Here is a 15,005-nt window from a genome sequence, read left to right on the forward strand (position 1 = left end):
AACGGACATCGCCGATCACTGCAGGCTTGCGGACGTTTGCTCGCCAGACACTGTGGAGACCTTCTCCACCACTTCGCGCCAGCCCTTCGTCATGTTCTCATACGCCGTCTCGTTGCGCGGGAGCACAAACCCTGAATGGACCAACCTCAGGCGGGTACCATTGCCCTCTGGCGTCAACGTCCAGGTCACCACGGTATCCATCAGGGAACCATATCCAACATTGGCCGCATCGCCGCCCTGCCAGCTGAAGGAGAAAAGCTTCTCAGGAATGATCTCTAAAACGCGGCAGCGGATCAGACCATCCCAAGCGCCGGCCGCTGTCGTCTGAAAGGTGAACTGCTTTCCGACCTCCGCCTCGAAGCCCGTCGGCTCCATAAGCCACCGACCTATCAGCTCACCTGTGGTCAGCGTCCGCCATATCTTGGCGACTGAGTGGGAAAATACTTCCTCGATCATGATGTCACTGGTTTCGACAGCAGTCGTTTGGTTGCTCATTCTTCGATTCCTTCCAACAGATCGCGCAAGCCGTCGAAGCGCTCGCGCCAGAAACCCTGGTAGTGGCCCAGCCAATCCGAAAGCGGCTTCAGGCCCTCGGGTTGAACTGAGTAAAAAACCTGCCGGCCGTCCGCTTTCGAGGCGACGAGGCCAGCCTGCTTGAGCTTCGCGAGATGTTGAGAAACAGCGCCCTGCGTGACGCCGCTGACGCGCGTCAGGTGAGATACCGAAACCTCGCTCGATCGGGCGATCTCTTCGAAAACCGCCCTGCGGGTGGGGTCGGAGAGTGCCCGGATCACATCATCGACTTGTAGAGCAATTGTCATGCGAATCGATTAGCAGACACTAATACGTTAGTCAATACTAATGCGTTTGCAGATGGTAATGCTGCGATTTCGGTGCCTGAGATACGCGCTCAGACGACAAGCGCGCGCCACATTATGACCAAGGCGACCTCGAATGCGTTGCCGGTCGCATGGGCGATCGCGGGCGCGAGCAGGCTGCGCGAGCGTTGCATCAGCCACGCATAGACGACGCCCCAAATGACAGCGTAGCTTTGCTGCGCAATCGCCAGGTGAAGTGGCGACACAATGAAGCTTCGCCAGTGCACGACGGCGAAAAGGAAAGCCACGAGGTAGGCAGCCAGTGGCAAGTCGAGTCGACCGATGCGAACACGCCCTGGAACCAGGACAGCCAACGCACCGACAAGTACACCCCGGAAAATCGTTTCTTCGCCGAGCGGTGCGCAAGCGACCGCAATGATCCAGCCCACCGCATTGACCGGTTCGATGGAGTAGTCATTCGGAATCGTCCCGCCCACCAGATCGGGGGTGTAGTCGGCCAGAAGCATGACTATCCCCATTCCGAGGCCGATCATGAAAGCCAGCCCCGCACTGCTTCTCCCAGGGGGCCAACGAAGGTTTGCGTCGGCCTCCGGCAAAATTCGTCGCATCGCAAAAATCGCCGAGAGGCCGACGAGGCACTGGAAAACGCATGCCAACGCTACGAAAATCCAAGGACGGTCTATCCATTCCGATGGACCATGCTTCCAGAACCATCTGGCGGGTTCACGCCCCAGCATGAGCAAAGGCTCAATCGCCAAGCCTGCCAGAGCGACCGGCCAAACCCTGAAGCGAACGCCGGTGATTGAAGCGAATGGTGTCGGAGCAGTGTCAGCCATCAAGGACCGATGGCGCAATCCTTCGTGACGGTATTGAATAAATGTGACCTCACGCGCCAAGCCGCCGGCGTGGCCGTTGTCAGCATTCGAACCGCGCGCGTCATATGCGCTTGGTCGGCGAAGCCTTCAGCCACGGCGATCTCGGCGAGTGACGTGGAAGTCTGCACAATTGCGTGCCAGGCACGCCGGGCGCGTGCCTCCAGACGAAAGCGGGCCGCATCTACACCGTACACCTGTCGAAAATGACGTGAGACTGCCTCGCGTGCCCGACTATTGGCTCTGGCCCAAGCGCCGATCCCCACATCGTCGGCAAGGGCTGAACCTAGCCGGTCCATGGGTTCATCCTCGCCCGGGCCCGTCGGGCAAAATGTTTCGAACAAGGCAGTCGCCGCCTCCAGGGGATCCCGCTCCGCCACCTTTACGATGAAATCCGGGTCGCTGACCGTGCCACGGTAGCCCGGCAGTACCGAGGCGAAAGACAGCGGGATGTCCAGGACCATCGTAGCGCCCGCAACCGTGAGGTCCCGGTGCGCGCTAAACGCGCCGTGGAGAAGTACGTCGCCCGCTTGGACGCGGTGGCGGCCGACATCCCCCGCTTCCTCATAGCCGCCGCTCAGGACAAGCGTCGCGTACGGATCCGCATGGATGTGCCGCGCGATCACCGCTGACGATGGGAGGAGATAGGTGGCACTCATTGGGCGCAACATATCCTGGCTAGCCATGTTGTAGCCATCGCAAAACGACCGATGCCTCTGCCTGGCTCTTTGAAACGGTCCAGTATTCACCGAGAAGCCGCCGCGCGTCATCTTCAGAGCAGAGCTCGAACCCTTGTGTTTGATAAAAGCCGATAGCCCAGATGGCGGCCTTCCAGGTGCCAACGAGCACTGGTTTGTTCGTTTGCGCCAAAATATGCTGGAGCAATGCGCGGCCGAGGCCTTGGCCTTGGCTCGAGGGTCGCACATAGGCGTGGCGTATCAGTTCGACATCCCGGACGTTCTGGATGCCCATGACGGCAACGAGCCTTTCTTCGATAACGATGCCCTGAAACATCACGCCAGCATTGACCTCCCGGTAGAATTCGTCGGCAGACATATAGGGCTCATGCCAATTGGCGTCGGGGATGCGGCCACGATAACGTTGGGCTGCGGCATTGATGATTTCGAGGGCCGCGGCATGTTGTGATGGCGTGAGGAGACGGACATCATAATGCAGCAAGTCGATTTCCTTCCCTGGACTTGTCGGCGACTATTCCGCGAAGATGCTTGCGGACTTGGTAAATGCGCAATCCGTTGAAGCTAGTTGTTTTCGCGAACAAGCGTCTTGAGGCTGCGAAAATGGATCAACGTCGCCCTGCCGACCTTTACCGTTTCGAGGTCCCCTGACTGGATCAACTCATAAATGCGCGACCGGCTGAGGCCCGTGATCCGCACGGCCGTCGCTACGCGAACCGTCAAGGGATCCAGCCTTCGTTCCCATTCGCGCTCGATCATCTCGACCTCCTCTCGCCAGCGTCGCGTGCGCGCGCGAAATTGCGATCGCTGTCGAGGAAGGCAGACAGCATTGCCGGGATCAACTCGACGATTGGCTCTTCAACGCCGTAGGCTGTCGCATAGACGGCGGCATATGCCTGTAGAGCCGCCTGAAGATCGGGCGTAATCGTAATTGCAAGCTTGACCGGCGTGCGATCAGGCAACTTGGCTAGCTTAAGGTCGACCATGTCAGCTTTCCTTTCCGCGCCAGGGCGCCAGGATGAGGTCACGGGTCACCAGCACGCGAACGGGCGCACCGGGCCGGATCGTAATCGTAGGTTGGATGTCGAGATTGCGCTGCGTGATCTGGTCACCAGCACGCGCGGTATTGGATTGTGCTGATTCCCGGATCGCCTGGAGGAGATCGCTCTCGCCCGAGATCGACATCTCCGACCCGACCCCAAGCAGCGTGGCAATACCCACGCCCTTCAGTAGCGCCCAGGTGTGGAAGTCGACCGCGTCGGCGAGCCCGGCATATCCCGCCGGGTCGGTCGCCGGCATGTTATCAAGACGGACAGAATTGCCGTTGGGCAGGATCAGCCGCTGCCAAATAACAAGCGCCCGCCGCTGGCCAAACGCAATCACGCTGTCGTACTTGCCGATCAGGCGTGTTCCCTGCGGCACAAGAAGGACACTTCCTGTGACCGTGTCGAACGTATTCTGCGTTACTTGCGCGGTCACCATCCCCGGCAGGTCGGAGCTCAGGCCTGTGATGAGGCTAGCCGCGATGACGCTGCCGGCCAGCAGGCTATTCGGTGAAACCGCCGTGACCAGTCCGCCAGAATTGAGATCGTCGCCTGTGTCTCTTTTCGAAGCGAACTGCTCTTTGCGGGTGCCCGTCGACGTCGGGCTCTCGCCCCGCGTGTCCGGCATCGCGGCGCCGCCATCGGACCCTCCTGGCGCCAGCGTACCCCGGCCAGTTGCGATCTGGACCATCAGCCCGGACTCCCGCGCGGCCTTGAGATCGGCAAGCCGCTGCTGCCGCGCCGCCGTCGCGGTATCGACCGCAGGGGGCGCGGTGGTCGGTTCGGCCCGCTCCTGCGCGCGAAGGATCGGTCGGCCGAGATCGCCCGGAAGTGGCGGGCCGAGCTTGGGCGCATCACCGTAGCTGGCCGGCAATCCCGACAGCGCATCCGACGCCGGCTTCGCGATCGGCTGCGACAGCTCGTTTTCCTGCGCGATTTGCCGGAGGACCTGCGGCTTCAACGCCATCCAGGCGATGCCTATCAGGCTGGCTGAGCCGAGCGCTGCCGCGCCGATGATCGCGCCGCGGCGGAAGCGGATCGCGCGTGCGGGACGGGATCGGATGCTCAACGTCTCGGGATCGACTTTCGGCGCCGTGATCGGCGGGTCGGTGGCGAGCGTATCGGTCATGCGCCTCTCCCTTTCCTCGTGCGGGAGACGCGATCGATGCGGACGATCTGCTGCTTCTTTAGACCGAGCCGCAGTTCAGCAGCATCGAAGATCCGGTCGACGACGTAGAAGCGGTCGCGCAGCCGGTAGTTGACCAGTTCCGCCTTGCCGCCCGCGCCGACGACGAACAGCGGCGGCGCCTCGCCGCTGGCAAGCGAAGCCGGAAACTCGACATAGGTCTTGGCCCCATCGTCGAACACGCGCAGCGGCCGCCACGCCGGTCGGTCGCCACTGATCGCATAATTGAAATGCAGCTGCTCGATCGCCAGTCCCGTCGCTACCGGCGCGGCGGCTTCGGCAACGTCGGCCTTGCGCCGCAGGGCCAGCATTTCGTCCTGCGGATAGGTCCATCGCATCGATGACAAGGCCGTCGCCGAGGTGCTGACCAGCCGGACGTGATAGGCGCGCCTGTCGGTCGTGATGACCAAATTCGTGAGCAAGCCCGCCGAGAACGGCTTCACCAGGACATGCGTCTGCTTGCCGTCGCCCGAGCCGCTGGTGGTGTCGCCGATCACCCAGCGCGCGGTGTCACCGCTTGCCACCGCGACGAGGTTCTCGCCGGGCTGAAGCATGATGTCGGTAACAAGCCCTGGCGCGGCATAGACCTGGACGATCGTACCCTCACTGAAAGGATAGACTTGCGCCCCGCTGACGAACCCGGTTGCTGCGGGCTCGATCGTGGCACTGCGCGTTGCCGAACGCACCGTCTCGAGGGGTGACGCCGGGCGTTCCTGCGCAAGCGCGGGGCTTGCGATGACCATGGCGGCCATCGCCGGCAGCATGACAGGCTTCATGGATTTGTCTCCTTCGAGGTGGACGCGGTCAGCGCATCGGCCTGGTCGCCAAGGGTGGGGTCAAGCGGCGATCCGAGCGGAAGGGGCGGATCGGGTAGCGGTGCAGGCCGGGTCGCGGACGGCGCAGCGGGTGCGGTGTCGAATTCGCGGCTCCAGTCGATCGCGTCGACATAGATGCCGAGCGGATTCTTTCGCAGCACATCGGCCGATGCCGGCGGGTGCGTCACCGTGGTGAGGATCGCCGTCCAGCGGCTGACGCCCGATTGCGACCCGCGTTCGAAGGCCGTCTCAGTCCACTTCACTTGAAAGCTCTTGTCGGATGCGCGCACGACGCTGGTCACTTGCACCGACACGGTGCGCTCGCCGACATTGGCGAATGGCGACGCTGAACGCGCATATTCGCCGAGGAACTGCGCGCCCCGCTTGGTCGCGAAGTCGTAGGCTTCGAGCCAGTCGCGGCGCATCAGCACCGGGTCGAGCGACACGGAGCGGACGTTCGTGATGAAATGCGAGAGGTGCCACGCGACCTGCGGGTCGGTCGGCCGATATTCGACGTCCGCGGCCTGCACTGCGCGGGCCTCGCCGAAGCGATCCACCTCGACCACATACGGCGTCACCCGGCTCTGCAACGACTGCCAGGCCAAACCAGCGGACGTCCCCGCAGTCAGGGCGAGGCAGCCGCACGCCATCAGCCGCCAATTGCGCGCTTGCACCCGTGCCGATCCGATTCGATCGTCCCACAATTGTCCCGCACGCTGATATGGCGTCTCGGGGGGTGGCGTGCGCCCATAGCGCTGCACGCTTCGCTTGAAGAACATGGCTCAGTCGTTCCTTTCCTTGATGTCGGGGGTGGCGGAGGCGCCGCCGCGGTCGCCTTGCTGGAGCGTGTGGATCGCGAGCTGCCGGCGATGGCGGCTGGTTTGCTGGTCGCGCATCGCGCGTGCCCATGCGGGAGGGCTGCCACTCTCCCTGCCACCGCCCGGTCCACCCGACGAAGGTGACGAAGAGTTCTGGTTAAGGGCATCCCAGGCCGCTTGCCGGCCACCGGCGGCGGCATCCTGCAGGCCAAGCGCTCCGCTCATGCGAGAGCGAGCCGCGTTGCCGGCAGCGCGCGCGACGCCGCCTAGGCCAGCGCCGACCGTGGGCGTGGCGGCGGTCTCCTTGCTGAGGCTGTACGCGGTCGATGCCGCCGAACCCATCGCGGTACCCGAGCGGACGGCGCCGAGCGCTGCGCCACCGAGCGCACGCGCCCCGCCGACCGCCGTGCCACCCGCCAGCATCGTCACGCCAGCCGCACCGACCGTCGCGCCGAGGGCGGCACCAGCGCCGAGTTGCGGCGCGCCGGAGACGAGACCCGAGGCGATCGCTGGGCCGAAGATGCCAAGGCCGAACAGCGACAGGCTTGCGAGGACGAGGCTCATGGCTTGGCCGATGTCCGGCTCCTGGCCCTGCAGCGCGTCGGTGAACTCGGTGAAGAAGTTAGAGCCTATGCCGACGATGACGGCGAGCACCATCACCTTGATGCCCGAGCTGACCACATTGCCGAGCACGCGCTCGGCGAGGAAGCTTGTGCGGCTCCACAGCGCGAACGGCACGAGGATGAAGCCTGCCAGACTCGTCAGCTTGAACTCGAGGATGCAGACGAACATCTGCACGGCGAGGATGAAGAAGGCGACGATCACCAGCGCCCAGGCAAACAGCAGCACCATGATCGTCAGGAAATTGTCGAAGAAGGTCGTGAAGCCGACCATCTCGCTTGCCTGTTCGAGCAGCGGCCAGGCTGCAGAGAAGCCGGTCCCGGCAAGGCGTCCGGGCTTGAGCAGGTCGTCGGCCGAGAGCGTGCCCCCGCCCGCCGTCAGTCCCGCCTGTGCGAAAGAGCGGAAGATGATGTCGGCGAGTGTTGAGAAGCTGTTCAAGATGAACGCGAACGCGCCGATATAGAGGATCTTGCGCAGAAACCGGCCGATAATATTGTCTTCGCCGCCCATCGCCCAGAACAGGCCAGCAAGCGTGATGTCGATGCCAATCAGCGTCGCGGTCAGGAATCCGACATCGGGTCCGAGCAGCCCGAAGCCGCTGTCGATGTAGGTGATGAACGCCTGCAGGAAGCGGTCGATGACGTTGAGGTCGTTCAAAGGGACTGCCTTCCTGCTGTCGCTAAAGGATGTCGCGGGACGCGGCTGGGGAGCGGAACCGCGCCCCGCGACGGCGACCGGTGGCGAGGGGAAAACCGCCGATCGCTGGTCCGGATCGGGCCTGTCGCCCCGTGGGGCTATTGAGGCGTGTAGGCCGATCCGGAACCGAGGAACTTCTTGGTGGCGGCGCGGGCCTCTGCGGCCTGGGTGACGCGCCGAGCCTGTTCGACCGCCTCGCTGCGGAACTGCGCGGCCATCATGTGCTGCAGCTGGAACTGCTGCTTGGCGGTAAGTGCGAGCAACTGGTTCGTCGCCTGCTGGGCCTGGAGCGATCCTTCGGCGCCCTGGCTACGGGAGACGATGTCGGCAAGCGCTTGCGCGTCCGTCTGGATGTTCTCGACCACCTGCGCCTGCACCGTCATGGTCTGGCGGAACGCGCCCATGCTGGCATCGAGCCGCGCCCGGGCATCGCGGACGCGGGCATCGGTGCGCAGCGCGGAGGAGAATTCCTGCGGGAACAGCGACTGGAACTTGTCATCGAGCTGGTCGACCCGGAAGTCGATGGCCTGGGCTCGACCCATCAGCCGGTCGATCTCGGCCAGTTTGCGCTTGAGCGCATCGAGCTGCGGGAAATCGATGCGGGTCAGGTTCTTGGCCATGTTGACCAGCATCCGCGCTTCATTCTGAAGCTGCTGGATCTGCTGGTTGACGCTCTGGAGCGTACGTGCGGCGGTCAGAATGTTCTGCGCGTAATTGCTAGGGTCGAACACGACGCCGCCGAACTGGGCTTGTGCTGGCGCGGCCGACATCGCCAGGCCCATGCCGAGCGAACCAATGGTGCCGAGGCCAAAGGCCGCCGCAATGACGTGCTTTCGACGGGGGATACGCATTACTCTTCTCCTTCTTGGGGGGCTTGGGAGGTGGACAGGTCTGGGGCCGAGAAGTCGGCGGCGAGGTCGGCGGCCCAGTCGAGCCCGGCATCGCGCAGGAAGTCGGCGGCAAAGCCGCTGCGGCCGTCCTCGGCGAGGATGGCGTCGATCCGCATCTGCGCGGCAGGGTCGGACGACCCGCACAGCGCCAGCGCGATCGGGCCGAGGCCCAGTTCGAATAGCCGGTTACCGCGCGCGGATTGCAGGTAATAATGCCGCTTGGGCGTCGCGCGGGCGATCAGCTCGATCTGGCGCTCGTTGAGCCCAAACCGCGCATAGATGTCATGGCCCTGCGGCTCGATCGCGCGGTCATTGGGCAGCAGGATGCGCTGCGGGCAACTTTCGATGATAGCCGGCGCAATCGCCGAACCGGCGATGTCGGCGAGGCTCTGTGTCGCGAACAGCACCGCGACATTCTTCTTGCGCAGCACCTTGAGCCATTCGCGGATGCGGGCGGCGAAGAGCGGATGGTCTAGGAAGATCCAGGCTTCGTCGAGAATGAGGAGCGTCGGGCGGCCATCGAACCGCTCCTCCAGGCGGTGAAAGAGATAGGTCAGCACGGGCGCGACCGCGCCGGTCTGGCTCATCAGCGCTTCAGTCTCGAAGCACTGGACATCGTCCAGCGCCAGATGCTGTTCGGCGGCGTCGAGCAGCCGGCCGTGCGGACCTTCGAGCGTATAGGGCTGGAGCGCCAGGCGCAGCGCGTTCGACTGGAGCAGCAGTGCGAGGCCGGTCATGGTCCGCTCCTCGCGCGGTGCAGATGCGAGGCTGCCGAGTGCGGTCCAGATCGCGTCCTTCACTTCCGGCGTGACGGGCACGTTCTCGTGCGCCAGCAGGGCCGCGATCCAATCTGCCGCCCAGCTGCGCTCGCCGGCATCGTCGATATTGGCAAGCGGCTGGAAGGCGAGCGTCTCGGCGTCGGCTTCCGCCGAACCCAGCGCATGGTGCGCCCCGCCCATCGCCAGCACCGCGGCGCGCGCGCTGTTGCCTTTGTCAAAGATGTAGACTTGGCTGCCCGGATAGCGCCGGAACTGGAGCGCGATCAGGCTCAGAAGCACCGACTTGCCGGCGCCGGTCGGTCCGACGACCATCATGTGCCCGACGTCGCCGACATGGGTGGAGAGCCGGAACGGCGTCGAGCCGGCAGTCTTGGCAACCAGCAGCGGTGGGCCGTTGAGATGCTCGTTGCGCACCGGTCCGGCCCACACCGACGACAGCGGCATCAGGTGCGCAAGGTTGAGCGTATGGACGAGCGGCTGCCGGACATTGGCATAGACATGCCCCGGCAGCGACGAGAGCCAGGCTTCGACCGCGTTCACGGTCTCGCGGACGCACGTGAACCCAAGCCCGTTGACGACCCGCTCGACGGCGCGGACCTTGTCCTCGACGGCCGCCCCGCTGCTATCGGTAACGGTGATCGTCGTGGTCAGGTATCCGAACGCGACATGATCGCCCCCGAGCGCCTGGAGCGCCTGATCAGCATCGACGACCTTGTTATCGGCATCGCTGTCGAGCAGCTGCGCCGGCGAGTTATAGAGCACCTCGCGCAGCAGCGCGGCCACCGACTTACGCTTGTTGAACCACTGACGCCGGAGCGACGTCAGCGTCTTGGTCGCCAGAGTCTTGTCGAGCGCGATGAAGCGCGTGACCCAGCGGTAGCCGAAATCCTGGTGGTTCAGCGCGTCGAGGATGCCGGGTCGGCTGAGGCTCGGAAAGCCGAGCACCGTCAGCGTGCGCACGTGCAGTTCGCCAAGCTTCGGCTCCAGCCCGCCGACCAGCGGCGTGTCGGCGAGGATCCAGTCGAGATACATCGGCGTTTCGGGCGCGGCGACTGGATGGCGGCGATCCGAGATCGTGCCGTGGAGGAAAGTCAGTGTCTCGCCATCGTCCAGCGGACGGACATCGGCCATGAAGCCCGACAGCAGGTCGAGCATGCGGTCGGTCTCGGCGACGAAACTCTCCAGCGCGCCGTGCCAGTCGCGCTCCCGATCTCCGTCGGGACGTTCGACGAGGCTCCGTCCCGCGCGGTCGGTCGTGTCAGCCGGCGGCAGCCAGGTCAGAGTCAAGTGATAGCGGCTCTCGAAATGCGTTCCCCCGGCCTCGAACGCCGCCTGCCGCTCGCCGTCCACCAGCCAGCTCGCCGCATCGGGAAAATCGCTGTCGGGGTAAGCGAGTGCCTCGCGCCGCTCGGCGTCGAAGAACAGCGCCCAGCCGCTACCGAACCGCTTGAGCGCATTGTTCGCCCGCGCGCAGGCACCGACCAGCTCGGCTTCGGTCGCGGACTCGAGATCGGGACCGCGGAAGGCCAGCACCCGGAGGAAACTGCCGTCCTTGTTTAGGACCACGCCCGGTGCGATCAGCGCCGCCCAGGGCAGATGGTCGGCCAGGCGTTCGGCGCGGTTGCGATATTCCCCCAAGAACATCACGAGGAGTGCCTCAGCATGCGAAATATCCCTTCTGGCGAATGTGCCGCAGGAGAACCGGCGCGAAGCTCGGGTCGCGGCGAGCGGCCATCACCGCGATGCTGTGGCCGACTGCCCAGAGCAGCAAACCGGCTATCCATTGCTGGAGGCCGAGGCCGACGGCGGCAGCCAGCGTCCCGTTGACGATCGCAAGTCCGCGCGGCGCGCCACCGAGCAGCAGCGGCGAACCCAGCGAGCCGTGGATCGGCACTTCGAAGCCGTCGATTTGCTGGCCGCCCCCGAACGAACTGGTGCTCATGCGATCAGCGCCCCGCCGCCGAAGCTGAAGAAGGACAGGAAGAAGCTCGACGCCGCGAACGCAATGCTGAGACCGAACACGATCTGGATGAGCCGCCGAAACCCGCCCGCTGTCTCGCCAAACGCGAGCGTCAGGCCGGTGACGATGATGATGATGACCGCCACGATCTTGGCGACCGGACCCTGCACGGACTCCAGCACCTGTTGCAGGGGTTCTTCCCACGGCATGCCGGAGCCGGCCGCCTGAACCTGGGTCGCGAGCGTCAGCGCAAGGCCGACGGCGGCGCCGATCAACAAATGCCGGTTGGTGGAGAGGCGTGAAGTAAGGGCATGGATCATAGCTGAGGTCTCCTTGATGTTGAGCTTGGGAAGTCGGCGAGCGCATAGGCGCTGGTGTCGGGATCAAGCCCGGCGACGCGTGCGATGGTCGAGACGCGGCGGTCGATGCCGCGTCCGGAGATGAAAACAACGATGTCGATGGCCTCGGCGATCAGCTGGCGGGGCACGGTGACCACCGCCTCCTGCACCAGCTGTTCGATCCGATAGAGCGCGGCGATCGCGCTATTTGCGTGGACGGTGGCGATCCCGCCGGGGTGCCCGGTGTTCCATGCCTTGAGCATATCGAGTGCCTCGGGGCCGCGAACCTCGCCGACCACGATACGATCAGGCCGCAGGCGCATGGTCGATCGCACCAGCTCGGTCATCGACACGTGCGGCGGACGCGTCCTGAGCGCCACCGTGTCTGGCAGCGGGCATTGCAGCTCGCGCGTGTCCTCGATCAGGATGACGCGGGCATCTACCCAGGCCATCTCGGCAAGCAGCGCGTTGGCGAGGGTGGTCTTGCCCGAACTCGTGCCGCCGGCGACGAGGATGTTATGGCGTTGGGTGACTGCCGCACGCAGCGCATCGGCCTGTGTCTCCGACATAAGCCCGTCGGCAATATAGTCGTCGAGGGTGTGCAGCTTGTGCGCCGGCTTGCGGATCGAGAAGCAGGGTGCGGACGACACAGGTGGCAACACGCCCTCGAACCGTTCGCCGGCCCGACCCTCGATGTGTGGCGGCAGCTCGGCAGAGATGATCGGATGCTCGGCATGGACTTCGGCGCGGGCATGGCTTGCCACCAACCGGATGATCCGCTCGACCTGCTCGGGTTCGATGCGAACTTCGGTATCGGTGCGGCCTTCGCCGAGCCGGTCAAGTCGCAGCGCGCCATCGGGATTGACCATGATCTCGACCACCAACTGGTCGCTCATGGCAGATGCGATGTCGGCACCGAGCGCGGTGATCAGCATGCGTCGGCGACGCTCGGCGGAAAGACCAGCGCTCACTCGCCGTCTCCCGAAGCACCGAGCGTGCGACGCCCGGTCGAGACCTGCCTGCCGACTTGGGTCACAAAGGCTTCGAACCGCTTCGCGCCGAGCGCGCGGCCGGCTTGGTCATTCTCAGCAAGCGGCGTCTGGATCGCGAGTTCGAAGCGGATGAACAGGGCCAGCGTCTCGAGGATCACGTACGCGTCGCGATCAACTCGGCCGATCGCCTGCGTCAGTCGGTCGAGCCTGATCGCGAACCGGTCCTCCAGTTCGGAAGCACCGCGGCGATTGAGCCAGGCGGTGACCGCATCGACAAGGATCGCCGACTTGCTGGCCCCGGGCTTGGCGGCGAGTGCTTCCAGCCGGTCTGAGAGCGGCTTGGGCAGGAATAGCTGGTGGCGGACCTTTTCCATGGTCATAACCCCAGCTGCAGGTCGTCGGGACGACCGGAGACGGCATCGAGGCCATAGACCGTACGCACCGTGCCGAGCGTCTGCACCCGGTCCATCGCTCGGCGCTCGGCGGCCTGATCGCCGTCGTCCTCGCCGAGACCGAGCGGGTCGGCTATTTCCGGCTCGATCACGATGGTCGGCTCGATTTCGTGCGCTGGATGGCGGGCCTGTTCAAGACCGCCGGCATCGGTGCCTTCCTCGACATCGCCTCCGCCGGCGAGGCGCATGTCGGCGCCGGCTACCTGTCCGGCCCAGTCGTTTGCCCGTGCGGCGGGAAGGTCGCGATAGCCGTCGATGTCGAGCGACGGCGCGGGCAACACGCGCACGGTGAACCGGCGATCCTCATAATAGCGAAGTTTCTTCGCGCGGATCGGCGGGTGGCCCGAGATCAGGACCAACTCGTCGGTCGGCGCCAGTTGCATGACCTCGCCGGGGGTCAGCAATGCGCGGGCGGTCTCCTGCCGGCTGACCATGACGTGCGCGAGCCAGGGTGCGAGCCGGTGCCCGGCATAGTTGCGCATCGCCCGCTGTTCGGTCGCGGTACCCAGCGCATCGGAGATCCGCTTGGCGGTGCGCTCGTCATTGGTCGCAAATGCAATGCGAACATGGCAGTTGTCGAGGATGGCGTTGTGCTCGCCATACGCCTTCTCGATTTGGTTGAGGCTTTGCGCGATGAGGAACGCGCGCACCCCATAGCCGGCAAGGAAGGCGAGGCTCGTTTCGAAAAAATCCAGCCGCCCAAGCGCCGGAAACTCATCAAGCATCATCAGCAGCCGGTGGCGACCCTTCGCCCCTTCGCCGTCCTTGCCGGTGCCGTGCAGAGCCTCGGTCAGGCGGCGACCGATTTGATTAAGGATCAGCCGCACAAGCGGCTTCGTGCGGCTGAGGTCTGACGGCGGCACCACGAGATACAGGGAAACCGGGTGCGCGGCCTCGACCAGGTCGGCGATCCGCCAGTCCGAGGCGGACGTGACGGCGGCCACGGTCGGATCGCGATAGAGACCGAGGAACGACAAGGCAGTCGACAGCACGCCCGAGCGTTCGTTCTCGCTCTTGTTCAGCAATTCGCGGGCTGCCGAGGCCACCACCGGATGGACCAGCGGAGCGTCTGCTGTACCAATGTGATTGGTCGCCATCATCCGACGCAAAGTGGCTGCGAAGTTCCTTTGCGGGTCAGACAGGAAGGTTGCCACGCGGGCGAGCGTCTTCTCTTCTTCGGCGTAGAGAATGTGGAGGATCGCGCCGACCAGGAGAGAGTGGCTCGTCTTTTCCCAGTGGTTGCGACGTTCGAGCGCACCTTCAGGATCGACGAGGATGTCGGCGATATTCTGGACGTCCCTAACCTCGTCCACCCCGCGCCGGACCTCCAGCAGCGGATTGTACCGCGCCGAGCGGGCGTCAGTCGGATTGAAGAGCAGGCAGTGCGAGAAGCGTGCGCGCCATCCCGCCGTTAGCTGCCAGTTCTCCCCCTTTATATCATGGATGACTGCCGAACCGGTCCAGGTCAGAAGCGTCGGCACGACAAGGCCGACGCCCTTGCCCGAGCGGGTCGGTGCGAAAGCCATGACGTGCTCGGGGCCATCATGGCGAAGATCCTGACTGCCGATCCGCCCGAGCGTGACACCGCGTTCATCAAGGAGGTTCGCCTGCTTGATATCCCCTCGCGTCCCCCAGCGGGCGGAGCCGTATGTGGTAAGGGTGTTCGACTGGCGCGCCCGCCACAGGGATCCAAGAACTGCTGCGCCGCATCCAGCCAGGCCGCCCGCCGCGGCGATGGCGCCCGCTTCGTCGAACACGACTGGCGCATAGGCGTCGAATGAAAACCACCAAGGGAATATCGACCACGGATGATAGACCGGCGCACCGGCCAGGAAGAACCATGGCTGCCCGAGTTGTGACTGGTAGGCCAGTTGCGCCGCCGCCCATTGCGTGGCTGCCCAAATGCTGGCGACGATGATCGCCATTACCACGAGGAACTGGCCAATCAGCAATTTGGTCGGGGTCATCAGGGTCTCCGCCGCACCAGTGAATTTGGAAGATCGGGTCTG

General features: G+C 64.6%; 18 protein-coding genes. All 18 read right to left on the reverse strand.

The annotated features are described in order from the left end of the window. Nucleotides 1-15 precede the first annotated feature (15 nt). Nucleotides 16-495 carry an SRPBCC family protein gene (locus tag M2339_RS05065; RefSeq protein ID WP_264606187.1) on the reverse strand — a complete coding sequence of 160 codons (480 nt, stop codon included), beginning with the start codon at nt 493-495 and terminating at the stop codon, nt 16-18. Next, the gene (locus tag M2339_RS05070) at nt 492-821 is read right to left on the reverse strand and encodes an ArsR/SmtB family transcription factor (RefSeq protein WP_264606188.1); all 330 of its coding nucleotides are present in this window, start codon (nt 819-821) and stop codon (nt 492-494) included. The genes M2339_RS05065 and M2339_RS05070 overlap by 4 nt, the downstream gene beginning before the upstream one ends. Nucleotides 822-910: 89 nt before the next feature. Then, nucleotides 911-1,675: a CPBP family intramembrane glutamic endopeptidase gene (locus M2339_RS05075; RefSeq protein ID WP_264606189.1), complete on the reverse strand. Its 765-nt coding sequence runs from the start codon at nt 1,673-1,675 to the stop codon at nt 911-913. Continuing rightward, nucleotides 1,675-2,370, reverse strand: a complete 696-nt coding sequence (locus M2339_RS05080) for an AraC family transcriptional regulator (protein ID WP_264606190.1) — start codon at nt 2,368-2,370, stop codon at nt 1,675-1,677. Before M2339_RS05080 ends, M2339_RS05075 begins: the two co-directional genes overlap by 1 nt. 19 nt (nt 2,371-2,389) lie before the next feature. After that, nucleotides 2,390-2,890: a GNAT family N-acetyltransferase gene (locus M2339_RS05085; protein WP_264606191.1), complete on the reverse strand. Its 501-nt coding sequence runs from the start codon at nt 2,888-2,890 to the stop codon at nt 2,390-2,392. Nucleotides 2,891-2,970: 80 nt separating this feature from the next. Next, nucleotides 2,971-3,165 (reverse strand): helix-turn-helix domain-containing protein, encoded by a 195-nt coding sequence (locus M2339_RS05090; protein ID WP_264606192.1) that lies wholly within the window; start codon nt 3,163-3,165, stop codon nt 2,971-2,973. After that, nucleotides 3,162-3,392 (reverse strand): DUF2274 domain-containing protein, encoded by a 231-nt coding sequence (locus M2339_RS05095; RefSeq protein WP_264606193.1) that lies wholly within the window; start codon nt 3,390-3,392, stop codon nt 3,162-3,164. Before M2339_RS05095 ends, M2339_RS05090 begins: the two co-directional genes overlap by 4 nt. A gap of 1 nt (nt 3,393) precedes the next feature. Further along, nucleotides 3,394-4,578 (reverse strand): TrbI/VirB10 family protein, encoded by a 1,185-nt coding sequence (locus M2339_RS05100; RefSeq protein ID WP_264606194.1) that lies wholly within the window; start codon nt 4,576-4,578, stop codon nt 3,394-3,396. Continuing rightward, the gene (trbG, locus tag M2339_RS05105; RefSeq protein ID WP_264606195.1) at nt 4,575-5,411 is read right to left on the reverse strand and encodes a P-type conjugative transfer protein TrbG; all 837 of its coding nucleotides are present in this window, start codon (nt 5,409-5,411) and stop codon (nt 4,575-4,577) included. The genes M2339_RS05100 and trbG overlap by 4 nt, the downstream gene beginning before the upstream one ends. After that, nucleotides 5,408-6,229 carry a conjugal transfer protein TrbF gene (gene trbF, locus M2339_RS05110; protein WP_264606196.1) on the reverse strand — a complete coding sequence of 274 codons (822 nt, stop codon included), beginning with the start codon at nt 6,227-6,229 and terminating at the stop codon, nt 5,408-5,410. The genes trbG and trbF overlap by 4 nt, the downstream gene beginning before the upstream one ends. A 3-nt stretch (nt 6,230-6,232) precedes the next feature. Further along, complete coding sequence (trbL, locus tag M2339_RS05115) at nt 6,233-7,546, reverse strand: P-type conjugative transfer protein TrbL (RefSeq protein ID WP_264606197.1); 1,314 nt, start codon at nt 7,544-7,546, stop codon at nt 6,233-6,235. A gap of 137 nt (nt 7,547-7,683) precedes the next feature. After that, entirely contained in the window at nt 7,684-8,436 is a 753-nt protein-coding gene (gene trbJ, locus M2339_RS05120) for a P-type conjugative transfer protein TrbJ (protein WP_264606198.1), read from the reverse strand. After that, complete coding sequence (gene trbE, locus M2339_RS05125) at nt 8,436-10,901, reverse strand: conjugal transfer protein TrbE (protein WP_264606199.1); 2,466 nt, start codon at nt 10,899-10,901, stop codon at nt 8,436-8,438. Before trbE ends, trbJ begins: the two co-directional genes overlap by 1 nt. A gap of 10 nt (nt 10,902-10,911) precedes the next feature. Beyond that, nucleotides 10,912-11,196: a VirB3 family type IV secretion system protein gene (locus M2339_RS05130; RefSeq protein ID WP_264606200.1), complete on the reverse strand. Its 285-nt coding sequence runs from the start codon at nt 11,194-11,196 to the stop codon at nt 10,912-10,914. Then, entirely contained in the window at nt 11,193-11,534 is a 342-nt protein-coding gene (locus M2339_RS05135) for a TrbC/VirB2 family protein (protein ID WP_264606201.1), read from the reverse strand. Before M2339_RS05135 ends, M2339_RS05130 begins: the two co-directional genes overlap by 4 nt. Further along, entirely contained in the window at nt 11,531-12,487 is a 957-nt protein-coding gene (gene trbB / locus M2339_RS05140) for a P-type conjugative transfer ATPase TrbB (protein ID WP_413714718.1), read from the reverse strand. The genes M2339_RS05135 and trbB overlap by 4 nt, the downstream gene beginning before the upstream one ends. Before the next feature lie 32 nt (nt 12,488-12,519). Next, entirely contained in the window at nt 12,520-12,918 is a 399-nt protein-coding gene (locus M2339_RS05145; RefSeq protein WP_264606203.1) for a CopG family transcriptional regulator, read from the reverse strand. A 2-nt stretch (nt 12,919-12,920) separates the two neighbouring features. After that, a complete protein-coding gene (locus M2339_RS05150) occupies nt 12,921-14,963 on the reverse strand; it encodes a conjugal transfer protein TraG (protein WP_264606204.1) in 2,043 nt (680 codons plus the stop codon). Nucleotides 14,964-15,005: the final 42 nt, after the last annotated feature.

Origin of the sequence: Sphingobium sp. B2D3C (genome assembly GCF_025961835.1) — a bacterium.
Lineage (GTDB): Bacteria > Pseudomonadota > Alphaproteobacteria > Sphingomonadales > Sphingomonadaceae > Sphingobium.

Excerpts from the sequence above, each read along its gene's own strand:
- M2339_RS05065 (WP_264606187.1), bottom strand. The coding sequence starts at position 495 with ATGAGCAACCAAACGACTGCTGTCGAAACCAGTGACATCATGATCGAG.
- M2339_RS05070 (WP_264606188.1), bottom strand. The coding sequence starts at position 821 with ATGACAATTGCTCTACAAGTCGATGATGTGATCCGGGCACTCTCCGAC.
- M2339_RS05075 (WP_264606189.1), bottom strand. The coding sequence starts at position 1,675 with ATGGCTGACACTGCTCCGACACCATTCGCTTCAATCACCGGCGTTCGC.
- M2339_RS05080 (WP_264606190.1), bottom strand. The coding sequence starts at position 2,370 with ATGAGTGCCACCTATCTCCTCCCATCGTCAGCGGTGATCGCGCGGCAC.
- M2339_RS05090 (WP_264606192.1), bottom strand. The coding sequence starts at position 3,165 with ATGATCGAGCGCGAATGGGAACGAAGGCTGGATCCCTTGACGGTTCGC.
- M2339_RS05095 (WP_264606193.1), bottom strand. The coding sequence starts at position 3,392 with ATGGTCGACCTTAAGCTAGCCAAGTTGCCTGATCGCACGCCGGTCAAG.
- M2339_RS05100 (WP_264606194.1), bottom strand. The coding sequence starts at position 4,578 with ATGACCGATACGCTCGCCACCGACCCGCCGATCACGGCGCCGAAAGTC.
- trbG (WP_264606195.1), bottom strand. The coding sequence starts at position 5,411 with ATGAAGCCTGTCATGCTGCCGGCGATGGCCGCCATGGTCATCGCAAGC.
- trbF (WP_264606196.1), bottom strand. The coding sequence starts at position 6,229 with ATGTTCTTCAAGCGAAGCGTGCAGCGCTATGGGCGCACGCCACCCCCC.
- trbJ (WP_264606198.1), bottom strand. The coding sequence starts at position 8,436 with ATGCGTATCCCCCGTCGAAAGCACGTCATTGCGGCGGCCTTTGGCCTC.
- M2339_RS05130 (WP_264606200.1), bottom strand. The coding sequence starts at position 11,196 with ATGAGCACCAGTTCGTTCGGGGGCGGCCAGCAAATCGACGGCTTCGAA.
- M2339_RS05135 (WP_264606201.1), bottom strand. The coding sequence starts at position 11,534 with ATGATCCATGCCCTTACTTCACGCCTCTCCACCAACCGGCATTTGTTG.
- trbB (WP_413714718.1), bottom strand. The coding sequence starts at position 12,487 with ATGCTGATCACCGCGCTCGGTGCCGACATCGCATCTGCCATGAGCGAC.
- M2339_RS05145 (WP_264606203.1), bottom strand. The coding sequence starts at position 12,918 with ATGGAAAAGGTCCGCCACCAGCTATTCCTGCCCAAGCCGCTCTCAGAC.
- M2339_RS05150 (WP_264606204.1), bottom strand. The coding sequence starts at position 14,963 with ATGACCCCGACCAAATTGCTGATTGGCCAGTTCCTCGTGGTAATGGCG.